The organism is Pleionea sp. WD8-19 (assembly GCF_055326765.1).
The window spans coordinates 60494-84251 of record NZ_JBUZOU010000015.1 but is presented as its reverse complement, the minus strand read 5'-3'; the positions used below and the strand labels follow the sequence as shown (position 1 = coordinate 84251).

Annotated in this window: 21 protein-coding genes; 13 read left to right on the top strand and 8 right to left on the bottom strand. The window is 42.7% G+C overall.

All coding sequences use genetic code 11. From position 1 onward, the window contains the following. Positions 1–158: 158 nt before the first annotated feature. Both ACTUJY_RS16235 and ACTUJY_RS16230 read right to left on the bottom strand, forming a co-directional pair. Positions 159–2978, bottom strand: a complete 2820-nt coding sequence (locus ACTUJY_RS16235) for a TonB-dependent receptor (protein ID WP_463617169.1) — start codon at positions 2976–2978, stop codon at positions 159–161. Positions 2979–3456: 478 nt separating this feature from the next. Beyond that, positions 3457–4932, bottom strand: coding sequence for an MFS transporter (locus ACTUJY_RS16230; protein WP_463617168.1), 1476 nt, complete (start codon positions 4930–4932; stop codon positions 3457–3459). Between the two features lie 306 nt (positions 4933–5238). Between ACTUJY_RS16230 and ACTUJY_RS16225 the strand changes: the two genes are divergently transcribed. The 4 genes from ACTUJY_RS16225 to ACTUJY_RS16210 all read left to right on the top strand — a co-directional run bounded on the left by ACTUJY_RS16225 (position 5239) and on the right by ACTUJY_RS16210 (position 9202). Then, positions 5239–6876, top strand: coding sequence for an alpha-glucosidase (locus ACTUJY_RS16225; protein WP_463617167.1), 1638 nt, complete (start codon positions 5239–5241; stop codon positions 6874–6876). A 154-nt stretch (positions 6877–7030) separates the two neighbouring features. Then, positions 7031–7378, top strand: a complete 348-nt coding sequence (locus ACTUJY_RS16220; RefSeq protein WP_463617166.1) for an ArsC family reductase — start codon at positions 7031–7033, stop codon at positions 7376–7378. Then, positions 7378–8511: a succinyl-diaminopimelate desuccinylase gene (dapE, locus tag ACTUJY_RS16215; protein ID WP_463617165.1), complete on the top strand. Its 1134-nt coding sequence runs from the start codon at positions 7378–7380 to the stop codon at positions 8509–8511. The genes ACTUJY_RS16220 and dapE overlap by 1 nt, the downstream gene beginning before the upstream one ends. 1 nt (position 8512) lies before the next feature. After that, positions 8513–9202 (top strand): M15 family metallopeptidase, encoded by a 690-nt coding sequence (locus tag ACTUJY_RS16210; RefSeq protein WP_463617164.1) that lies wholly within the window; start codon positions 8513–8515, stop codon positions 9200–9202. Positions 9203–9212: 10 nt separating this feature from the next. On the opposite strand, the gene ACTUJY_RS16205 is transcribed toward ACTUJY_RS16210, so the two are convergent. Both ACTUJY_RS16205 and phbB read right to left on the bottom strand, forming a co-directional pair. Then, positions 9213–10169, bottom strand: a complete 957-nt coding sequence (locus ACTUJY_RS16205) for a DUF4339 domain-containing protein (protein WP_463617163.1) — start codon at positions 10167–10169, stop codon at positions 9213–9215. Positions 10170–10482: 313 nt separating this feature from the next. Next, entirely contained in the window at positions 10483–11229 is a 747-nt protein-coding gene (gene phbB / locus ACTUJY_RS16200) for an acetoacetyl-CoA reductase (protein ID WP_463617162.1), read from the bottom strand. A gap of 188 nt (positions 11230–11417) precedes the next feature. On the opposite strand from phbB, the gene ACTUJY_RS16195 reads away from it, so the two are divergent. From ACTUJY_RS16195 to ACTUJY_RS16175, 5 genes are all read left to right on the top strand, one after another. Further along, positions 11418–12521, top strand: a complete 1104-nt coding sequence (locus tag ACTUJY_RS16195) for a class I SAM-dependent methyltransferase (RefSeq protein WP_463617161.1) — start codon at positions 11418–11420, stop codon at positions 12519–12521. 14 nt (positions 12522–12535) lie between these two features. Next, on the top strand, positions 12536–13096 hold the full coding sequence (locus ACTUJY_RS16190) for a YajG family lipoprotein (protein WP_463617160.1): 561 nt from the start codon (positions 12536–12538) through the stop codon (positions 13094–13096). Positions 13097–13444: 348 nt separating this feature from the next. After that, a complete protein-coding gene (locus tag ACTUJY_RS16185; RefSeq protein ID WP_463617159.1) occupies positions 13445–14209 on the top strand; it encodes a TIGR04219 family outer membrane beta-barrel protein in 765 nt (254 codons plus the stop codon). A 42-nt stretch (positions 14210–14251) separates the two neighbouring features. Beyond that, positions 14252–15136 (top strand): ABC transporter ATP-binding protein, encoded by an 885-nt coding sequence (locus tag ACTUJY_RS16180; protein WP_463617158.1) that lies wholly within the window; start codon positions 14252–14254, stop codon positions 15134–15136. A 9-nt stretch (positions 15137–15145) separates the two neighbouring features. Further along, a complete protein-coding gene (locus ACTUJY_RS16175; RefSeq protein ID WP_463617157.1) occupies positions 15146–16153 on the top strand; it encodes an ABC transporter permease in 1008 nt (335 codons plus the stop codon). A 185-nt stretch (positions 16154–16338) separates the two neighbouring features. On the opposite strand, the gene ACTUJY_RS16170 is transcribed toward ACTUJY_RS16175, so the two are convergent. Continuing rightward, on the bottom strand, positions 16339–17688 hold the full coding sequence (locus tag ACTUJY_RS16170; RefSeq protein ID WP_463617156.1) for an AmpG family muropeptide MFS transporter: 1350 nt from the start codon (positions 17686–17688) through the stop codon (positions 16339–16341). Positions 17689–17711: 23 nt separating this feature from the next. On the opposite strand from ACTUJY_RS16170, the gene ACTUJY_RS16165 reads away from it, so the two are divergent. The 3 genes from ACTUJY_RS16165 (at position 17712) to msrB (ending at position 20929) form a co-directional block, all read left to right on the top strand. Then, the gene (locus tag ACTUJY_RS16165; protein WP_463617155.1) at positions 17712–18626 is read left to right on the top strand and encodes a ketopantoate reductase family protein; all 915 of its coding nucleotides are present in this window, start codon (positions 17712–17714) and stop codon (positions 18624–18626) included. 149 nt (positions 18627–18775) lie between these two features. Then, on the top strand, positions 18776–20512 hold the full coding sequence (locus tag ACTUJY_RS16160; RefSeq protein WP_463617154.1) for a sensor histidine kinase: 1737 nt from the start codon (positions 18776–18778) through the stop codon (positions 20510–20512). A gap of 18 nt (positions 20513–20530) precedes the next feature. Next, entirely contained in the window at positions 20531–20929 is a 399-nt protein-coding gene (gene msrB, locus ACTUJY_RS16155) for a peptide-methionine (R)-S-oxide reductase MsrB (protein WP_463617153.1), read from the top strand. Between the two features lie 67 nt (positions 20930–20996). On the opposite strand, the gene ACTUJY_RS16150 is transcribed toward msrB, so the two are convergent. The 3 genes from ACTUJY_RS16150 to ACTUJY_RS16140 form a co-directional block, all read right to left on the bottom strand. After that, positions 20997–21572: a hypothetical protein gene (locus ACTUJY_RS16150; RefSeq protein ID WP_463617152.1), complete on the bottom strand. Its 576-nt coding sequence runs from the start codon at positions 21570–21572 to the stop codon at positions 20997–20999. Between the two features lie 25 nt (positions 21573–21597). Then, a complete protein-coding gene (locus ACTUJY_RS16145; RefSeq protein ID WP_463617151.1) occupies positions 21598–22170 on the bottom strand; it encodes an RNA polymerase sigma factor in 573 nt (190 codons plus the stop codon). A gap of 82 nt (positions 22171–22252) precedes the next feature. Next, positions 22253–23113, bottom strand: coding sequence for a tetratricopeptide repeat protein (locus tag ACTUJY_RS16140; protein ID WP_463617150.1), 861 nt, complete (start codon positions 23111–23113; stop codon positions 22253–22255). Positions 23114–23403: 290 nt separating this feature from the next. Here ACTUJY_RS16140 and ACTUJY_RS16135 point away from each other — a divergent pair, with 290 nt between their 5' ends. Next, positions 23404–23736, top strand: coding sequence for a hypothetical protein (locus tag ACTUJY_RS16135; RefSeq protein WP_463617149.1), 333 nt, complete (start codon positions 23404–23406; stop codon positions 23734–23736). The last annotated feature ends 22 nt before the right edge of the window (positions 23737–23758 follow it).

Below are 23758 nucleotides of genomic sequence, written 5' to 3'. Positions count from 1 at the left end.
CCATTCCCTGTGAGTAGGAGCAACGCGGTCAGGGACGAAAAGGCAGGTGCTTATAAGGCTTAAAATTCAAACGCTTCGAGTATATTAAAGAACGAAGAAACTGCCTATAAATCCCCCTGAAGCTTGTCGCAACAGAGGGATAACGTTAGACCTTACAATTAAAACGTGTAACCAAAGCCAAGCATGATATTTCGACCATAAACTTGATGATCTCGTATTTGACGTTTATCACCATTTAAGTAAGTCACGAAGGGTTCATCCGTTAAGTTCGTTGCCTGCAAAAACACACTCAATCCATCTAAACGACTATTATCCGCATCACCAAAGTCATAAGCAATTTGTGCATCAACAACCGTTTCTGATTTAACATCAACAAGTACGCGAGTTAAACTGATCGCCGTAACTTCACCCAAAAAATCCGACCGATGACGAGCGCTGGCACGAACAGACCATCCATTATTTTCATAGTAAGTAGTCAAGTTTGCCGTTTTACGGGATAAACCTTCAATGGCCGTTTTGGGTGCACCCGGCTCTTGTTGGACTTCGCTATCGACATAACCGAAGTTCGTGACAATTCCAAATCCGTCAAGGGTTGACGTTAACATGCCCAAAGGAAGATTAAGCGTTAATTCAGCACCACTAAGATGACCTCCGGAACTGTTCATGGGTTGCGAGTAGGTTCCAAGTGTACTTGCTGGATTTTCTCCGGGCGGAGTAAATTCAGCAAAATCCAGGATAACTTGGCCATCGTAAACCCAGTTCTCAAAATGTTTATAAAAAATCGCCGCTGCAAAATAACCTTCATCGAAATACGTTTCATACGATAAATCAAAATTGTCGGAAATAATCGGCATTAATGTAGGGTTGCCACCTTCTCCAGTGAAGTTTGGATTGCCTCCAGTGGGGTTTGCTTCGAAATTAAAACCAAAACTTGCGTTCATTTGATCCATTTGCGGACGTGCTATTGTTCTGGCCAATCCGAATCGAATCAAATGGTCGTCGGAAACTTCCACCGTTAGATTGAAACTGGGCAGTACTTCGGTGTAACTTGCACCGTCAGAATTCTTAGCTCTGATGACAAAACCGCCTTCGCTACGAACAGCATTACCTACTGAACGTTGCTCCGTATCAACCACTTGCAAACCAAAATCACCTCGTACAGGTAAATCAGCCCATACCGTATCAACATCTAATTTAAAAAATAACGTCGTTACTTTCTCGTTAACATCCCATGACCCCGTCGAACGACTGCCTACCGTTGCATTTTCACTGGTTTCGGTATAGTAACCCGCGTTGTATAAAGCGAGTGAGTCATAGCTCAACATAGTTCCCATGCCAATAAAGCTGAGTGACGTTGGAGCGAGTAAAAACGCTTCTGGCACCGCCAGCATTTGTGGATATACATTCAGTGTTAAAAAATTACCGCTGTCGCGTTTTATCTTATCGCGCTCTGAAACGTTAATACCCAACTCAAAACCACTGAAGTAGTCACTTTGCAACGCCTTTCGAGTCGTCAAACGAAAAGTCGTCATTTCATCTTGAACCCACGGGTTATTGATGAATCCATCCTGCGCATCACCATTAACCGTCACATTATTTCCCCAAGACAAATTACCACCCAGCATCACCACTTCAGGATCAGAGTAATCAATTTGATGATTAAAGGTCGCGCCACGAGTGCCATTCATCATGATACCAATGGTGTCACCTATTCCGACAAAGTTGCCACGACCGGTTCCCGCATAAGACTCCATTCCCCAATCCGCTCTATCGGCTTTGGAATAAGCGAGATCAGTCTCAACTTCCCAACCGTCATCTAAAGCGATCAGGTGATTCCACCCATACGCCTGCAATTCCGCGTCTCGGAAATTAATATCGTTACGCACTTGAACAAAAGAATTTTCGATTTGTCCTGACGTTAAAAATCCGTCTTGGACGACAAACTCACTTAATCCATCATTTGACCAACCTTGTCCCCACCAACCAGGAATTTCAATACCACGCAAAATTTGCTTGTCTTCAAAATCTGCGTAAAAAGCATCAAACGTCATCGCGTAGTTTTCACTAGGCACCCATTCAAGTACCGCCATACCGCTGAGGCGTTTTAATTCACTGGAACGAACGTAGGGTTTTGCACCACCTAAAGCCAATGTCCCGGCATCGATATCGTTGCCATTAATATCTTGCCATGGCTGACAAGGATCCGTTGAACAATCTTCGCCTATCTCAGGATAACCCCACGCAGCCCAACGTTCTTCCTGATTCGGAGACTTCATGGATGTCACGTTAACCGCCACACCAAAAGTGTCATCTGCTAATTGATCAACGAATGTAGTCGAAAAGCGAGAACCCGATGCTTTGCCATCGGGATTTAATTTTCCTAAACTATTGTTTTCGTACCGCGCATTAACCTTAAAGGTCTGTTTTGCATGTTGTAAAGGACGTAGGGTACGCATATCCACTGTTCCACCAACACCTTGAGGCGCAGCAAGCGTTGCATTAGGTGTTTTATAAACGACGAGCTCATTAATCATTTCTGAAGGATACTGATCGAACTCAACGCCTCGGCTGTCGTTGATAGACACTTGTTCTCGGCCATTGAGCGTTGTTGTATTAAAGTCTGGTCCCATGCCACGAATGGTAATAACGTTTGCGCGACCATCCAGTCGTTGTGCAGCAACCCCTGGCAGTCTGGCTAGCGATTCGGCAATACTGACATCCGGTAATTTACCAATATCTTCCGCTGATAAGGTTTCCACTACGGAAGTTTCATTCTTTTTCATCGCTGTCGATTTTTGCAACGATTCTCGAAACCCTGTAATCGTAATGGTCGCATCGTTTTGATTTTCATTGTTTTCTAATGCTTGCTTTTCAATAGACTTTTCTTGCACTTCCATTGCTTTGGCTGGAAAAGAAACAGCCATCGCACCACTTGCCAATAATGCGAGCGCGACTCGATTCGGTTTAAACGTTAACATTCAGGTTTCCTCCCCAGTCAGTAACCTTTATTGTTGGTTATTTTGTTATCTTTTGATCCCGAAAAAGTACGCTGCTCGAAAACCGCTCTTTTAAAAATAACGGCGGTATTATTCCACACTTTGAAACCACAAAAGTTGCTTTAAACAATATCGGAATCGGAGTTTTTCACGCGAAAGCCATAATAATCACCTGATCGATAGTCAAACAACGTTATGCATACGTATTCAGTGAATGTAATGAGCCGATACGATGATTTTATAAATAAGACGACAATGGAACTCATTGCTTTCGTTCAACAAAAAGTACAGGGTAAAACAGAGCATTGAATTGAACTAAGAAAACGGAAAGAAACAAAAGTAACTTAATCTATAGTGTTATAAAAAACTGTAATTTAGAATTCAAAATCCTTTTCAAAACAGTCATAAAACAATAAACGTTTTCGCTTTTACTCATAACTAACTTACTCGAAACAGCACACTAACTCGTGGCCTGAATCGTTTTTAAGCAGGTCTCAGTTTTTTCGTTAACACAATAAACCGATACCGCTCCAAGAACCATAGAAACACCCGCTAACACGATGATGTAAATTGCATGATTATTAAACACATGACTTAAAATTTGCCCAGCAACAAGGCCTGAAACGATTTGAGGTGCAGCAATAGTAAAATTAAAGATCCCCATATATACACCCGTTTTATCCGCAGGTAGCGCGCCTGCCAATATGGCGTAAGGCATTGCAAGAATGGCGGCCCAAGCGATGCCAATTCCAATCATGGGAAAAATTAAACCAGCAGCGCCTTTCGGAATATCAACCGCCGTTATCAATAAGTTTATATGGACAACATCTGAACTCTGGAAAAATATAAAACTGATATACCCTATTCCTCCAGCTAAAAGTGAAAACGAATAAATAATTTTACGCCCAAAACGATTTGCTAGGCGTGTTAAAAATAAAGCAAAAATTGCGGCAAATAATGAATAACCGGCATATAACAACCCGACCCAGTCACCTGCAGCACCTTTTGCTCGCGAAATAGATTCAGGCGTATCAACCGTTGCCAAAAAAGCAGGATCAAACCACTCGACTCCGACGCCCCAAATATGTTGAGCCAGCGCGGCTGGAAAATACGTCCACATAATAAATAAAGAAAACCACGAGAAAAACTGCACCAATGCAAGTTGTTTCATGATACTCGGCATACTGGTTAACAATTGCAAAAACTCCGCAACCTTCTGGTTTATCGATTTTTTTACTCTTTGCTCTGCCAGTACTTCGTCCGCCCGCATTCCTTTATAAGCATAGTATTGCTCCGGTGGATACTCTTTGGTTCGAAAGACAGTCCACAAAACGGAACCCAGCAATATTGTGGCGCCAATGTAAAATGACCAAATGACCGAAGGAGCTACTTCTCCCGCACGAGACGCATTATCTAACCCGATGACATTGGTGAGCACAAACGGCAAAATGGAACCAACAACGGCACCAATATTAATCAGCAGTGTTTGAACGGAATAGCCTAAGTTGCGCTGTTCAGGTGGAACCATATCGGAAACCATGGAGCGAAAAGGCTGAAACGATACATTAAACGCAGCATCTTTTAATGCAAATATCACGACGCCAAACAGCATTGGAGGAAGAAAAGCCACCACCATCGAAGAATTAGGTAATAATGCCATGCAGGAAGCGGCGACGATGGCACCACCCAGTATAAAAGGTAATCGTCGCCCCATTCGATTCCAGGTTCGGTCGGATGCAGCCCCAACGATGGGTTGAACAATCAACCCCATTACAGGAGCAGCCAACCAAAACAATGAAAGTGAAGACAGATCGGCGCCTAAATCCGAAAGAATTCGACTGACATTTCCATTTTGTAACGCAAAGCCAATTTGAACGCCTAAAAATCCGAAGCTGACATTCCAAATTTGCCAAAATGACAATTGTGGCTGTTTCATTGCTATGCCCCTGAGCTGTTAAACTAATCGCTAACACTAATGAGACTCTTTTTATCTTATTTCATACCGTTATTGCGAGCAGTTTCATGGCTTTTTTGGCTGCATACGTATTCATAGGCGTTTTCAACCTTATTTTTCGGGTTAGCCTTACCCAACACTTTTTTGAACGCAAAATAATTCAATGCATACGTATGTAGGTGTTTGAATTAATTTTTAGCTTTCAAGTATGCTTCTCTGGTAATGATAAAAATGAATTATTTCGCTGTGTTTGAATGACCGTCAGCGAGCAATCGGGAGACTGAATTGATGTCGCAAAATCCTTGGTGGCGCGGAGCCGTCATCTATCAAGTTTATCCTCGCAGTATGATGGATACCAACAACGACGGCGTCGGTGATTTGCCCGGTATTTACCAAAAACTGGATTATATTGCCTCATTAGGTGTTGATGCGATTTGGATATCACCCTTTTTTAAGTCACCCATGAAAGACTTTGGTTACGATATTAGCGACTATCGTGATATCGATCCTTTATTTGGTACGCTCGATGATTTTGATTGTCTAATTGAAAAAGCGCACGCACTCAATTTAAAAGTGATTATTGATCAAGTCTTAAGTCATACGTCTGACCAACACGCCTGGTTTCTCGAAAGCCGAGAAAATAAAACCAACGCCAAAAGCGATTGGTACGTTTGGGCAGATGCTAAACCCGACGGTTCGCAACCTAATAATTGGCTCTCTATATTTGGAGGTCCTGCTTGGCAATGGGAACCTCGACGACAACAATACTACCTCCATAATTTTTTAACCAGTCAGCCGGATCTCAATTTTCACAACCCAGAAGTTCAGCAAGCGGCTCTCGACAATATCGAGTTTTGGTTAAAACGCGGTGTTGATGGATTTCGTTTGGACGCCATTAACTTTTGCTATCACGACGCTGAATTAAAAGACAACCCTCCCAAGCCGGAAACAGAACGCGTAGGACGTGGTTTTAGTGAAGATAACCCTTACGCCTTTCAATACCACTATTACAACAATACGCAACCCGAAAATTTACTTTTTATGGAGCGTATTCGTGAATTGCTCGATCGATACCCGGGTTCAGTCGCATTAGGCGAAATATCTTCGGAAGACTCGCTTGCTACGATGGCTGAGTACACAGCAGGCAATAATCGTTTGCATATGGGGTACAGTTTCGAATTGTTAACCGAAGACTACTCTGCCGCTTATATTCGCAAAACAGTAGAAACGCTCGAAAACAAAATGAAAGCCGGTTGGCCTTGCTGGGCGATCAGCAATCACGATGTAACACGCGTTGCCACTCGCTGGAGCAAACAAAACAACGATTATTCGATAACCAGTCAAAAATCTAAAATGTTTACCGCACTCTTAGTATCCTTACGTGGCTCGGTTTGCAGTTATCAAGGCGAAGAGTTGGGGCTACCTGAGGCAGAAATCGAATTCGATCAACTGCAAGATCCTTATGGCATTACGTTTTGGCCCAGCTTTAAAGGCCGAGATGGATGCCGAACACCAATGCCTTGGAGCTCACAAGAAAAGTACGGTGGGTTTTCCGAGTGCTTACCCTGGTTACCAGTAAATGAATCACATCGGTTACTAGCCGTTGATCTTCAGCAAAATACAGAGAACTCAGTCTTAAAATGTTTTCAACATTTGATACATTGGCGCAAGCAACAATCAGCGATATTAAATGGAGACATTCGTTTTATCGATACCCACGAACCGATACTCAGTTTTTATCGACAATCTGCAACACAAACTTTGGCGTTCTTTTTTAATCTGTCGGCTCAGGAACAAACCGCTTCAATTGCATCATTACCGACAATGTCCGCCATTAAGTTCGATCACATTGACTTAGGAAAAGTACACGACGAACAATTAACACTTCCCGCATTTGGTTGCTTTTTTGGTGAGATTGAAGGGTAAGTTCTGAATTACACGTCTCCTCACAACAGCAGGAGCCGTGTAATTGTCTTTATTGTATAGTAGAGCTTAGTGCTTCAATTAAGGTATTTTACCTTCAAGGCATCAGCCGTTATTATTGCTAACATTCAACAACGAATTGAGCAATAATCATACTATGACAGTAACAATCTACGGCATTAAAAACTGCGATACGATGAAAAAAGCCTTCAAATGGTTAGACGAACATCAAATCGCTTATCACTTCCACGATTATAAAAAGGAAGGCATCTCTGATCGGCTGGCTTCAAAGTGGATTCAAAACGTGGCCCTCGATCAGTTAGTCAACAAACGCGGTACTACTTGGCGCAAACTGGACGAATCGATTAAAAATGATCTCACTCCCACATCAGCTAAACAATTGATCATAGAAAATACCAGTATCGTAAAACGCCCGCTATTGGAAGTCGATGGCCAACTCCACCTCGGTTTTAAGCCTGAGCAATACGCGGAGATCTTCGGTTAATGACCTTGTCTGTACTGGAATTGACAAAAGAGTTGATTCGTCGACCATCAGTGACTCCCTTAGATGAAGGCTGCCAGCAATTGATGATCGATTGGCTCAAGCCTTTGGGCTTTCATTGCGAAAAAATGGACTTTGACGATACCGAAAATTTCTGGGCGTTACGCGGCGAGAAGGCGCAGCCCGTTTTTATTTTCGCTGGACATACAGATGTGGTACCCGCAGGAAACCTGGACAAATGGCAAACCGATCCTTTTATTCCGACCGAAAAAGACGGCTTACTGTATGGCCGAGGTGCTGCCGATATGAAAGGAAGTCTCGCGGCTATGTTAGTTGCGACCCGTCATTTTGTAGAGCAATACCCGGAACACAAAGGCAGTATCGGTTTTTTAATCACTAGCGATGAAGAAGGCCCGTTTATTAATGGCACAGTACGTGTTGTTGAAGAACTGCAAAAGAGAGGTCAGCGCGTCGACTACGCTCTGGTCGGTGAGCCGTCATCGAGTGAGTATTTGGGTGATGTCATAAAAAACGGTCGGCGTGGTTCACTGACTGGCTGGCTTACCATTCATGGCATACAAGGACACGTCGCTTACCCGCATCTTGCTAAAAATGCCTTTCATGAAGCCATTTTTGCCCTCGCAGATCTGGCGCACAAGGAGTGGGATAAGGGCAATCAACACTTTCCACCCACCAGTTTTCAGTTTACAAACCTGCAGGCAGGTACCGGTGCTGGAAATATTATTCCAGGAGAAATGAAACTGGAGTTTAATTTTCGCTACTCCACCGAGCAAACCGCTGATAGCTTAAAAAAACAGGTTGAAGTGATTCTTAAACAACATAAGCTCGACTATGAACTAAACTGGAAATTAAACGGCGAGCCCTTTATTACCGAACAGGGCGAACTGTTACAAGCTTGCCGTAGAGCCATTTTAGAACAGCTGAATATTGAAACCCGGGCAGAAACCAGTGGCGGCACTTCGGACGGTCGATTTATTGCCAAAATGAACGCGCAAGTGGTTGAACTTGGTCCATTGAACGCCAGCATTCACAAAGTAAACGAGTGCGTAAGAATTGCCGATCTTGATAAGTTAGCCTCTACCTATCAGCGAATTCTGGAGATACTTTTGCTCTAATATGAACAACACGACTGAACTTCAAAAGCTTTTATATGGTGAAAAGAGTACTTTACTTTCTTCAATGGAAGTTGACGAAAGTTTTATTGTCGTTCATCAACAAGTCGCCAGTCCTTTATCTCAGTTATTGCAAGAACTGCAGTCTATAAACTTGGAAGTGATCATCGTCAGTCATTGGCGCTCATTTCAGCACCAGTGCCGTATTTGGAATTACAAATGGAACGGAACTCGACCGCTGCTGGATCGTAATTCCCAACCTTTGATTGTCGAGCAACTTTCGGAATGGGAAAAATACCAGGCGCTTTGTTATTGGAGTGCGGTGCCAGGCACCAGCCGCCATCATTGGGGTACCGATTTCGACTTATTTTTAAAAAAGCCTTTGGAAAATGGGTATCAATTAAAATTAATCACAAGTGAGTTTGGCAAAGACGGTGTTTGTGCGGAGTTAGATCAATGGCTTGCAAACAACTTGGAAAAGTTCGGCTTTTATCGCCCCTACTCAAATGATCGTGGTGGCGTTTCACCCGAACCTTGGCACATCAGCTATCAACTGCTTGCTCAAGAGTACCAGAAAAAACTGAGAGCGACCGAAGTTGCTCAGTTAATCGCACAAAGCCCATTGCAGGGAAAAGAAATCGTGATCAAGGATTTGGAAAATTACTTTCGATACTTTGTGTTGAATACTGACTAAAATCCAAAATTTAACGTACGCGACGACGACGGCGACGGCTGACTCGACGCATCATCGCTTCGGTTTCGTTATCGTTACTTTTAGGTTCTGAAACGACTGATCCATTAGCAGGATTTGTTTTTACTTGAGCTTTCTTTTCAATACCCTTCGTTTCATTACGACGAGCTTTAGAATCGGTCGCACTTTTCACTTCTAAATCCAGCGCGCTGATCTTCAATGATTGCTCTTCCTCAACTGGCCAAAGGTATTCTTTTTCTGCCGTTAAAGACTGACTTTTCTGTTTTGTTTTTATCGCGCTATCCGTCGCGACTTTGGCTTTACGAATGTCTTCTAATTGTGCTTTTAAAGCACTGATACTTCGACTGGACGGCTTTGTGGATTTATGTTCAGTGGTTTTATTCGCCGATAAATTAGCCGAACCAAACGAATGATGATTTTGGATCGATTGCACGTTGCTGGTTGTTGCAGACTTGTGTACGTTAGTCGAGCGTTGGGGTAATTGCGTTACTTTTGATTGCACTGCATGGGTTCGATGAGTTTTTGAGGGCATGGTTTTAGGTGATAGGCCCGATTGCGAAGCTCTCTTTATTGACTGCAATGTCGATGCTTGCATCGTTGTGCCGGCTTCCAATTTAAGAATTGCATCTTGCTGTTTAATCACGTCACGCAAAAATTGTTGCCGTTGTTCCGCCTGCGTATGCTCCATTTTTAGCCATTGTTCAGCAAGCTTTTTTATCGCTAAGGCAGTTTCTTTCGATTGCGTAGGATTGGCAATATAATTTTTCATTTCTTTTGATTGTTTCGTAATCGTTTGGTTCAATACAACTTCCGCACTTTTCCACTGCGCCAATGATGGATTCCAAACCTGAAAGCCATCGTTCAATTGTATACGTTGTTTAAGTTGCTCAAGTGAGAAAGGGCCTTCGACACGTCCGTTACGGCTGAAATACCAATTTTGATCTTGCATTGGGAGCTCCTTGCTGACTTGAATTTACGCAAAGTGTAGTCCGGTACAAAAATTTTGCTGTGATATTTATCACAAAGGTCGGTTGATAAAAGAAAAGCGTTAAAATTAAAGACGTGAGTCACATTTTTGGGGCGAGTTGCGAATTGCGAGTTGCGAGTTGCGAGTTGCGAGTTGCGAGTTGCGAGTTGCGAGTTGCGAGTTGCGAGTTGCGAGTTGCGAGTTGCGAGAAAATTATGAAATTTGACTTCATCCTATCAAGTGAAACTTGACGGTGTTTAACTCGAAACTCGTAACTCGATTCTCGTCACTGCTTTTAAAACATATGCTGGCCACCATTGACCGACAAGTTTGAACCGGTGATAAACCCGGAGTCATCAGAAGCGAGAAATGCTACGGCATGTGCCACTTCTTCAGGTAAGCCTAATCGCCCAACTGGAATATCGGCAATAATGTGTTCCCGAATCTCTTCGGCAACGGCCATGACCATTTTGGTAGCAATATAACCAGGAGAGACGGTATTCACAGTGATGCCTTTACGAGCCACTTCTTGCGATAAGGCTTTGGTAAAGCCATGCATTCCCGCTTTTGCGGCTGAATAGTTGGTTTGCCCAAGCTGTCCTTTCTGCGCATTAACAGACGATACATTAATAATGCGACCAAACTTGCGTTCAATCATACCGTTGATCACTTGACGGGTCATATTGAAAACCGAATCGAGGTTTGCGCTTAACACTTCACTCCACTGATTTTCAGACATTTTTTTCAGTGTCGCATCGCGAGTCACACCGGCATTGTTTACCAAAATATCAATAGGGCCTAAGGTTTCTTCAACATGCGCAATACACTCGCCGCAAGATTCAAAATCACGCACATCGCCATAACTGATATCGAAATCGTAACCTTGTTGTTTTTGCAACGCCTGCCAGGTTTTGGCTTTATCATGATCACCACCGCTATTATAACCAGCGGCAACTTTATACCCTTCTTTAGCTAATTTTTGACAAATAGCCGTTCCAATTCCACCGGTACCACCTGTAACCAAAGCCACGCGACTGGACATATATTACTCTCCTTTAATGAAAGTCTTGCAAGTTCAGTGAATTAGGGTTCTTCGGATTATCAGCCCCTACACTATAGTAAGCCTGTTACCGTTTGATGAAGCCAACACAAAAGAAGCTATCAAAAATGACGAGGAATAGCTATGAAGATGGTAAGATCCTGTCGTTAATTGTTAGATAAGTTTGGACTATGTCATCATTTACAACCGCTCTCGGAGATTTTACTCTAAGTCGCTTTCCAGCGGCGCATGATAAAACTTTGCGAGCCTGGGATAATGCCGATCGGATGATAGTCGATCGTATCGTCAATGAGCTTACGAGCAGTACACCCATTTTATCCGTAAACGATGAATTTGGTGCACTGACAACGGCATTGGCCTCTCGCTTTCCAGTGAGCCACTGGAGCGACTCCTTGTTATCGAAAATCGCTACCTTAAAGAACCTTGAGCATAACCCGTTGAGCAACGCTGACTATATCGCCTCAACAGAAATACCGAATTTTAATACGCTACCGATAGTTGCATTACGCCCACCCAAAAACCTACGCCTCCTTGAATACCAATTAGCTCTGTTAGCCACGCTCTTTCCCGGAGCCAATGTTTACTGTGGAGTCATGCAAAAATTTATCAGCAAAGGATTAAAATCGTTATTGGATAAATACTTAAATGATTTACAACCGGGGCTGGCGGAAAAAAAAGCACGTGTGATCGGCGGTCGTTTAATAAAGAATTCGGAAACGCCACCAAGATTTCGCTTTTTCGAGTACGACAATTTAAGCATCGCCAATATGGCGAATGTCTTTTCTTCGGACTCGTTGGACATTGGCGCTCGCTTTTTATTGGAGAACTTTCCTCGGCTCGACAAGGTCCAAGCAATTGCCGATTTAGGATGCGGAAACGGTGTACTTTCTGCATTCGCGGCACGCGAATATCCAGAAGCCAAAATTATCGGTTACGATGAGTCTTATATGGCAGTTGCTTCTGCAACTGAAACGTTTCGTATTAACGCACTTACCAATGGGCAGTTTTTGGTCAGCAATATGCTCAACGAAGCAGCGGACGGAGCATTTGACTTAATATTATGCAATCCGCCATTTCATCAACAACGACGCGTCACGACCGATACGGCTAAACGCATGATTAAACAAGCCAAACATAAGCTGACGGCGCAAGGTGAACTCTGGCTCGTTGCCAACCGCCACTTAAACTACGCTTTCGACATGAAAAAAGCATTTGGTAATGTTGAACGAATTAACGAAAACCCAAAATTTGTTATCCTACGCAGCAAAATGTAACAGGACACTTACAAATGAATATAAAAATTTTATGCTTACCGTTGATTTTAATTTTCCTGAACGCCTGCGCCAGTAGGCCGACCCAATATACCGTTGACCCGGAAATTAACATTCTGGGTGCCGAAAAGTCCAATGGCAAAACCGTTGCGGTCACGGTGATCCCGCCGAAGCCACTTGAAGGTTCAGACAAAGAATATTTAGCCCCCGACAACGATTTTGCAAACGCGATAAAGAAAAACCTGATTTCAGCGTTAGGTCAATATGGGTATCGCATCAGCTCTAATAAGCATTTTACTGATTTTTTCATCACGCTAAACTTTGAAGCATTACAGGTTTCAATAAACAAAGGTACGTTTAAAGATGAGCTGGAAATCAATGGGCAACTCACTTTGGAAATCGTTCGTAAACCCAATACGTTTCGCAAATCCTTTTCCCGCACACAAACATTAACCGTACCACTTCGAGCTAATTATGCAGAGGCCACCGGCTTGGCCAACGAAGTGGTTGCTCATCTACTGCATACCGCCTTTAACGATCAGCAGGTCTTAGCTTTTATTAACAACAAAATGCAATAAACTCCCTATATAGTAGCTTAATTGGTTATTAACACAATATATTGAAGTTTTCTTGCAGCAGGGCCAATCTGAACTACACTTTAAGTGAGTCGAATTTAAACGGTGTCTGGCTTGAATTCGGCTTTCCAAACCCTCAACATTCCACAAGGCGCTTAGATTAGCGCCTTTTTTTTCTATCGAGTAAAACGGTCTGTTTTTTAACCGACACTTAATCTCTTTTTGTGATTCAAATCACTTTAATCCGTAATTCAACCGCGATTATCCTGATATTTTTGTGTTATCAGTCAATGATTTATACACTACAATGGTTCATAATTACCGCACAAAATTTATAAAGAGAGAATCATCATGCGTAAACTGATCCCCGCTCTTGTAACAGCCTCTTTATTATCCACTGCAGCCTCTGCTGATATCATTGGTTTATATACAGGGCTTGGCAATTGGAAACCTGACTTTTCTGGTCGAATTGCCAATAACTCTAATACAAGTATGAACTTGGGTTCCGACGTTGACATTAGAGAGAAGAAGCAAACTGGGTTTTACATTGCTTTAGAACATCCACTTCCTGTGATTCCAAACTTCCTTATAGCAGAACAAGAGATGGACTCCAATGGAAGTGGCACATTCAACGGTAATTTTGGTAACGATGCTAATGGAAATCCAATTACATTCAGTGGAGACGTTAATACCCAATTTGATTTATCGCACCGAGACTATACACTTTACTACGAAATTTTGGATAATTGGGTAAACCTTGATATCGGATTAACTGGTCGCCAGTTTGACGGGTTTATATTTGTCGAAGAGGACAACAATGATCCCGATCGCTCTCAAGTAAGAGAAGATTTCGACTTCACTTTACCTATGTTATACGGCAAAGCTCGTTTCGACCTACCTCTAACGGGATTGAGCTTTAGTGTAATCTTAAATTACATCAGCGCTAGCGGAAACACCATTTCCGACACATCAATGGTCGTTGGTTACGAATCAGCAATAGGATTAGGAATTGAAGGTGGTATACGCACCTTTAGCCTCGAGTTGGATGATGAAGACGATTTTAACTCCGACATTGAATTCGATGGCGTATTCATCAACGCAACGTTCCACTTCTAATTAATTATTGTTCATCCCAGCATCAGTCATTACAATGCCGTAATGACTGATGCTCTAATCGTAAATAACCTTTGCAAATCGTTCGGCTCTTTAACCGCCGTTAATAATATTTCATTCTCGGTTAAACAAGGCGCTTGCTTTGGCTTACTCGGGCCTAATGGTGCAGGAAAAACCACAACCCTTGAGATATTGGAAGGAATACATCAAGCAGACAGTGGCGAAGTGATTTATCCATTGCTACCTGCCAAGCAAAGTTTGCAACACCATATTGGCATTCAGTTTCAGAATACAGCGCTACAAGACTACATAAAAGTCAAAGAAACGCTCAATCTATTTGCCGATCTTTATAATGATCGATCCAATATAGAAACATTAATAAACTTGTGCTCATTAACCGACTTTCTGGATCGCGACACACGAAATTTATCGGGCGGTCAAAGGCAACGGCTGTTATTGGCGTTAGCATTATTACACAATCCGGAAGTGATATTTCTCGACGAACCCACCACGGGACTGGATCCACAGTCACGTCGAAACTTTTGGTCGTTAGTGGAAAGCATTAAAGAAAAAGGCAAAACGCTGGTATTAACCACACACTATATGGATGAAGCACACCAGCTTTGTGATGATATTGTTATTATGGATCATGGGAACATTATTGAACGCGGAACACCCCAAAATTTGATTGCACAGCACTTTGAAGGTTCCTTAATCCGATTACCGGAGTCATCCATTAAAGACGTCACACAACTTCCGTTTGAAAAAGTTAATCGCGTGCAACACCATATTGAAATCGTCTCTTCTCAGGTTGATAAAGATCTAAAGCAATTAATGAAACTCGACATATCTCTGGAAGGCTTATACATTCATAACCCAAACTTGGACGATCTGTTTTTAAAACTGACCGGACACGAGTTGCGAGCATAAGTTAAAGTTATGTTCCAAAGCAAACGATTTTTTGCCGTATTAAAAGCACGCAACGTGGAGTTCTGGCGTGATCGCGCGGCACTGAGCTGGAACCTCGTCTTTCCATTGCTACTCATTTTTGGTTTTTCTATGATCTTTTCTAATGGAGGGAGAAGTCAGTTAAAAATTGGACTCGTACACCAATTGCAAATCCCAACCTCTTTGCAATCGATAAAATACACCGAGTATGTGTTTTATGACGAGATATCTGAAGCACAACAAAAAGTTGCCCAACATCAAATTGATTTATTAATCGACTGGAACCAGCGTGTTTACTGGGTGAATGAGTCTGCACCAAAAGGCTATTTGGCGGAAAATTTATTTAACCACTTACATTCAGGCTTCGAAAAACAAACCATTGAAGGCGAACCGATCCGCTATGTGGACTGGGTCATTCCCGGAATTTTAGGCATGAATATCATGTTCAGCTGTTTGTTTGGTGTCGGTTACGTGATTGTGCGATATCGTAAAAACGGTGTGCTCAAACGATTGCACGCGACACCGGTTTCTGCATTTGAGTTTATCGCCGCACAAATTGTCTCACGGTTAGTCATTGTGGTGGTGATCGCATCAGCAATTTTTCTAGCCACTTGGTGGAGTCTTAACTTTATGGTAAAAGGCTCGCTTTTTGATCTGTTGCTGGTGTTATGCCTTGGCAGTATCAGCTTGATCGCCCTTGGCTTAATGATGGCGTCACGTAGCGAAAGCGAAGAGTTAGCCGGAGGATTGTTAAACTTGGCCTCTTGGCCGATGATGTTTTTGTCTGGAGTCTGGTTCAGTTTAGAAGGCGCACCAGAGTTTATTCGACACGTCGCTCAGATATTACCGTTAACGCATTTTGTGGATGCCGCACGAGCCATTATGACCGAAGGTGCCGGATTAGCTGATGTGAGTCACAATTTGATAGCGCTAGTCGTTATGACGATTTTATTTTTCGTCATTGCAAGCTACACATTCAGCTGGGGAAAAAACCGATAATTTCAGACTATTAGGATTGTAGGGTGTGGTGCTAACCCACCAGAAAAACACCAAGCTTTGCTTGGGCAAAAAGTAAATGTACTCAAGTAAATACGCAATCTAAATAGACAACAAAAACTGTGGATTGCCGAATTGCTAAAAAAATAACTCTATGCATAGACTCAGGTTGAATATTTGTTTACAAGTCACCCATATGTTATGAAAAGTGAAATTAACCCTATTGCAATACCAATAAGATAAAGTATGATTTTTCTAACGCTTTTCTTGTCTGAAGGTGTACTTTCAATAACTTCCTGATTCCAAGGTGCAATTTTAAAAAGCATCAACATGCCAGGAATTGCGCAAACAAAACAGATAACAAAAAACTGGGCATAACCGACTTGCTCGATAATATAGCCGCTTATTGCACCTACAAAGGTCCTTGGAATAGCGACTAAACTGGAAAACAATGCAAACTGAGTTGCGGTAAAATGTTTATTGGTTGCTCGTGACATAAATGCTATTAATGCAACACTTCCCAGCCCTACACCTAAATATTCCAAACTGGTTGCTACAATTAACATCAGAGCATTATGGCCAACTAAAGCCAAAGCAAAATACCCAAGAATCGATCCAATCTGAAAAAAACCAAATATCCACAAACTGCGGTTGATCCCCAGCTTAATCATAATGATACCGCCAACAATCGTTCCAATGGCCGCGCTCACAGTTTTCGAAATTTTTGCAATAGTGCCTATTTCTAAAGCTGAAAATCCCATATCAGAAAAGAATGGCGTTTCGAGCGCAGTGGCCATATTGTCACCTAACTTGTAGAGCAACATGAACAACAAAATTAAAACAGCATTACGGTATCCATCTCGATTAAAAAATTCGCGAAACGGTTCAACGACGGCTTCGCGAATCGTTTGCGGCTCATCACCTTTTTTCGAAGTTTCGTCAATACACAAGGTTGTTATAATTCCAACCAGCATAAACACAGTGACAAACCAGTGAGCCGCTTGCCATCCTAAAAAGTCGGCAACAATAAACCCCAATCCACTAGGAACAAAAGACGAATAACGATAAGCCTGAATAGAAAATCCAGTACCAGCCCCTAACTCATCGTCGGGCAATAACTCTCGGCGATAAGCATCAATGACAATATCTTGGCTGGCACTAAAGAAAGCAATGACACCTACAATGACAGCTATAACAGCAATTTCAGTTTTGGGGTCAAAGAAAGCGAGCAGAAACATTAACGAAATTAATGTTAATTGTGTAATTAACATCCAACCGCGTCTTCGACCAAGAAACGGAGGTACGTAGCGATCCATAATCGGTGACCAAAGAAACTTCCAGGTATAAGGGAATAAAACGATCCCAAATAACCCAATGGTCGTTAAATCCACACCGTTTTCGCGCAACCAAAGTGGAACAAACTGCAATAATAAGTAAAGAGGTAAACCAGAAGAAAAGCCTATCAAAATGCAAATAAGCATTCTTTTGTTTAACAATGCCTGTTTAAGCGACTTTTTTTCTTTTATTATTTCTGTCATGCCTGAATTTCTGGAGTTATCAATTGCTCAAAAGTTCGATTCACATACTCGGCGCAGGTTCCATCGGTTGCCTATGGGCCAGCCGACTGACGCACGCGGACTTCCCAGTATCTTTAATTACCAGAGACTCCACCTGTTCCACATTAAATATCACCTATCACCATAAGGAACTAACCTGGGCACAGTCTATTCCACAACAAACAGCAGAACAAACTCAATCGCTGGATATTTTGTTAATGTGTGTGAAGTCGCATCAACTGCGACAAGCACTTCAAGATATTGCGCATGCGGTTCATTCGGAAACCCGAGTTATTTTATTTCAAAACGGTATGGGGCATCGCGAGCTGGCACAATCATTGTTACCGCCTTGCCAACTGTTAATGGCCTCCAATACACACGGAGCCTATATAAAAACAGGTTCTCATAGCAACGACAAAAACCTGGTGCATGCGGGCTGGGGAACCACCTTTATCGGACCCGCACGTAAACAGCAGTCTTTGCGCCAGCTACCACAACTGTGTCAATTGTTACATCTGGCGATGCCGGATGTTATGTGGCACTTTGATATTGATGTTCTGCTCTGGCAGAAGTTAGCGATCAACGCTACGATTAACCCGTTAACCGCATTGCATCAGTGCAAAAACGGTGAGCTCTTGCAACAACCTAAACTCTTCAACCAACTTCAACAACTCACTACGGAAATGCTGCCAGTACTGCACCGCTATTGTCCGCAGTTGCAGTCTATTGATTTGCTTAAAGAAATTACTGGTGTCGCAAAAGCAACAGCGAATAATTACAGCTCAATGTATCAAGATGTCAGCCAAAACAAAGCTAACGAGCTTGAAGCAATCACCGGCTTTCTGTTACAAAAGGCTGCTGAGTTACAAATTGATTTACCGCATCACCGACTACTTTATACTCAGCTCAAGCGCAATTAACAGCAGTTATCCGACCAGACAATCGGGTAATGAGATGACGAGAGAACCGAATCACATTTTGCTACAGTTATATTCAGTACACTCGCCAACTTCATAAACGACCAATCGACGCAATTTTTTACCATTAGCTGTCGGAGAAAGGACCAACAATGACAACTAAATTAAAAATCATCCTTATCACTCTGATAATCGCCGCACTGACATCTTTTTTGGCCCTAGCAAACTATCACGTCGTCAATAAACAATTGGACGAAGCCTCAACGTTAGCTCGCTCACAAAATATTCATCAAATCAAAAACACCGTAAGTCTTTTTTTTAATCAAATTCATCAGGCGGCACAAACTTTAAAAGAGTCCGATGAGCTTTTGAGCCTATTTGAAAACCAAAACTTTACAGGTTTTCTCAACACGGCCAATAACCTGAATCACCTGCCCGTTGAATACGCTATTTACGACACCACATCCAATATCATTCATCGATATAACTTACCCGATCGTAAAGAACAGTTTTATGACATGGAGCCGATCATTCTCTCCCAAATGAAAGAAACCGCCAGTAAAGTATCCATCAGCAAATTCAATAACGGTTATGCATTAATTCACTCGTTTGGTTATCAGTCGAATGGTGAATTAAAAGGTGTGGTATTTAGCATATTACCTATCGGTGAACCGTTATTGAATTACCTCAAACAATCCACTGGAGCCGAATTTCAACTCCGGTTAAACGGAAAAAGCTGGAGTACGTCAAACAGCAACGGTTTTGAGCAGGCCGAACAGATTGACTGGCCTTTTAATACCAAACAAAAAGGACAACTTTCTTTTATGTTACCCGCTTGGCTTGATGCAATGCCAAGCAGTAGTGGAATTGCTTCTGTCGCAATTATTGCAATTTTAATGCTTGGCCTGGTGGTCATTATTTTTATTATGCTTACTAATCAGCATAAAGCGCTAAAGCAATTAACCGATGTGACAGCCAATGCCACTTCAGCCAATCAGCTCATCACCGAGCTCAGCCGCATGGACATCACACAGGACATCGCCGGCATTTCTTCCAATATTAGCGCTTTAGTTACGCAGCTTTCTAGCCAAAATAAAACGATGAATAATCGCTTAAAAATTCTAGAGTCTCAAGTTGCCGAAATAGAAGAAGAAAAAGAAGCCTTGCAAGAAGAGCGAGATAACGCGGTGCAAGCTCCTAAAACCAAGTCTGAGTTTTTATCGCGCATGGGTGATGAAATAACCACACCAATGAAAACCTTAACCAGCATGTTACATTTACTCAGCGAATACAGTTTGCAGGAAGAACCGCGAGAATTGTTAAACATTGCTCGACGTTCTGCGAATACGTTGATCAATAACTTGAACAACATCTTGGACTTTTCCAAACTCGATGCCAATTTGCTTAAGCTGCACAAAAGCGATTTCGATATTCGCCAGATGTTTGAAGAAATTGTAAATGAATACACACCGCATGCCGAGTCGAAGTCACTCAAACTCAGCGCCAAAGTATTGCCCGATGTACCAGAAGCTGTTTTTAACGATCCCAAGCGGGTTCGCCAAATTATGAAAAACTTGCTGGGTAATGCCATTCGCTTTACAAAAGAAGGTGAAGTTTCGCTTTACGCCGATGTTATTTTGAAAGATTCTGTAGAGTATTTACGCATTGCGGTAAAAGATTCCGGAGTTGGAATTCCAGCGGAAGCTCAAAAAGGCTTGTTCGATTCACTTGAACAAAGAACCAAGCTTACCAATAGCAGCTTTGCTGGTCGACTAAGGCTCATTGTTTCTAAAAAGCTCGCTGAGCTTATGGGTGGTCATATCGGCGTCGACAGTGAACCGCAGCAAGGGTCTCGCTTCTGGTTTACGATCGCTATGCGCAAAGATTGAGGTCGTAAGGAGCCGAAGATGAGCAACTACCGAAAGTCTGAAGAAGAGTGGAAACTCTGTTTAACCGCCGATGAGTATCGGATCACGCGGGAAAAAGGAACCGAGCCGCCGGGAAGTGGTGAGTATTACCAAAACAAAACCGCGGGAAGTTATCACTGCCGATGCTGCAACACACCGCTGTTCAGTTCTAACAGCAAATACCACTCAGGCAGTGGCTGGCCAAGCTTTTTTCAACCGGTTTCGAGTGACTGCATTACTGAAACCAAAGATAAGAGCCTAGGTATGCAGCGTATTGAAATCACCTGCAGTGCCTGCGATGCCCATTTAGGACACGTTTTTACAGACGGCCCACCGCCTACCGGACTACGCTACTGTGTTAACTCCCTTTCGTTAAAATTTTATCCCGATGAACAATAAACGGATTTAAATGAGAGCGGGTTGAGTTAAGGCCACGCACTTAACGCGCTCCCTGAGTTTTAAACTGTTAAGAATCTAAAAATTCCTGATAGTTGCGTTCAGCCTCTTTTAATTGCAACTCTTTACGCTTGCGATACCAGAAAGATACGGCAATGGAAATAAGTATGATTAAAGCGCCGGTAAATAAGCCAATAACAGCCCCAGACTTTTCCAGCCTCGAGGCTTCAAACAGAGCAACATAGCCACTCCACCCTAACAAAAACACTAAAAAGGTGGACAAGTAAACAATCGCAAATTGCGCAATGCGGACCCCAGCTTTAGCCCGTTTAATCAAATGTAAAAACATATCTTTCGTCGTGACGGGTAGAGTCCAAAGATCGCGTCGCAAATAAAAATCAAAATAAACGCCGACGGCAGCAAGTACACAAGCAATAGAAAACCACGTTTTAACACTTACGGCTTCATCGGAAAGAAAAATAAAATAAGTAAACGGAAAAAGCACCAATAAGCTGACCACATCTAACGCCAAAACCAGCCTCATACGCCAGGCTTGCCATTGCATGTTTTTCTTTACCGCGGGCAGCTCGGGTTGATGGCTCTGCCACTCATTAACCGCTTTATCCCAGTTAAATTCTTCGCTCATACGTTATTAAAACCTTTTGCAACTATTAGTTTAGTGCTTCTACCGCGTCTTTTAATGCTTTTTTTGCACGGTTTAATCGAACACCGACATTATTAACGGTGATACCAAGAATTTCAGCAATTTCTTCATAACTGAGTCCTTCCAAAGCCAAGCCCAGTATTTGTCGTTGCGCCAATGGAATTAACTGCATGCCGCGCATGAGTCGGTTTTCCTTACGCTCGACTTCCAAGTGGCCTGATGGACAATCATCGCCTTTTAAGACAACATCCTCTGTAGAGGTTGATTTACCTTCTCGAACATGTTTCGCGACGTGGCTAATTGCCCGGTTATGTGCAATCGACAATAAGTAGGTTTTCAGCGAACTTTTCTGATTAAATCGAGGCAACGATCGCCAAATTGCAAAAGCGATGTCTTGTTGCAGTTCTTCTTGCAATGCAGGAATCGCTTCGTAAGATTGCACCACGCGGGCAATAGCGGCCTTGTGTTGATACCACGCCTGATTAAACAGACGCTCTTGTTCATTCATAGCAGAAATCGTTTCCCCAAAATAAACGACCTGTGTTTCACAGGTAAGTGAGCCCGCCTTCTGTAACGACATACTGACTGATTCCCAAATCGATTAAAACCACAGTCATAAGCCTCACAGTTTTATTACAAAACGTATGCTCTATTAAAATTCTTTAATGATGAGCTTCGGACTTCGGTGTCTCTTCCTTTTCGGAATCCTTATCCGTTTCGTGCTCATTTCCCCATGGAGGGACATCTTCGCGCCAAGGCTGATGGTTTTGATAACTGGCGAGACGATCCAAATATCCTTGCTTGTCACTTTCGCTAACCGTACCGGGCAACAGCTCAATTGACTGTTGTTGGGCAGAAATCGCTTGCTCAAACTCTTGGAGCTCTGCGTAAACCGCCGCTAAAGTATCGATTAAAACGTAAGACTCGGGCTCTTGTTCAATTAATGGCCGAATAATGTCGAGAGCTTGCGGGCCATTTCTGACTGACTTATTGGGGCTGGTGGCGTACAACCAGGCCAGGTTATTGATGGCCAGTTTATGTCCGGATGCGGCGGCTTTCTTAAACCAATGGATGGCCGATGCATGGTCGGCTTTGTGCTTCTTTGAGCCAAGATAAATGACGCCAATTAAAAATTCGGCTTCGGTGTCACGATCGCGTGCAGCAAGCTTTAACCACGCCATCGCGGCTTGTGGATCGGACTCCACACCTCTTCCCCACAGCAAACTTTTGGCCAATTCACGCTGAGCAGCGGTATGTCCATGCTCCGCCGCCTTTTCCAACCAAATCAGCGCGGCAGCATCATCTTTCTTGCCTGCCAAACCCTGTCGATACAGATTCGCCAACAACCATTGACTGTTCAAATCCCCCTTTTCGGCAGCTCGAGTACACTTTTCTAATGCCACTTTATAACTTTCGGCTTGATAGTGTTGTTCACATTGCCGCACGGAAGCTCGATCACTGTCGGAATGACAGCCACTCAACAATAAAAGTCCGATAGAGGAAAGGGTGAATATACGTCTCATAAATTAAATGTTCAAAGCTTGACCAATCAATATCGGAGCAAGTTTATCATTTTTAATGAGCGTAATCTCGTGTGAACCTGTAACTAATTGGTAACTGACTATAAATCATCCAAAAATGAATTCGCTCAAAGCGAAGGACCGATGACAAAAGATCGCAACCAACAATTAACTTACTCAAAATGGGCGAATGCTCACAGAAATAAGCGATAAAACTGACGACTGACTAGCAGCATTTGGAATATTCTCTGCTATAATTCAATCTACGGAATCAATAAGAGATCCCACAAGAAATGGACTTTACGCTCACTCCCGCAGACAAAGATTACATCTGGCAAATTGTCGATCATGCGGCGCAAAGTATGGGTGGATACCATCAGTTGTTTTCCTCTCCACTTGAATTTTCCGAAGACAATAACCGAGTTCACTTTAATTGGCCGGTTTGGATGCGAGCCATTAAAGCCTATATAGCCAGCCGATACGGTGACAAGGCGCTCGATAACTTGCTATTAGACATCCTTTCCGAAATATACGATCCCAAAAAATATCATGCCTATTTAGCCAAAAAATCCGAAAAAATTTCTCTCAATGAGCCCTTTCCTTTTACTACTCAACTCTTTAAATAATTTGAAAATTTAAAATAAGCAA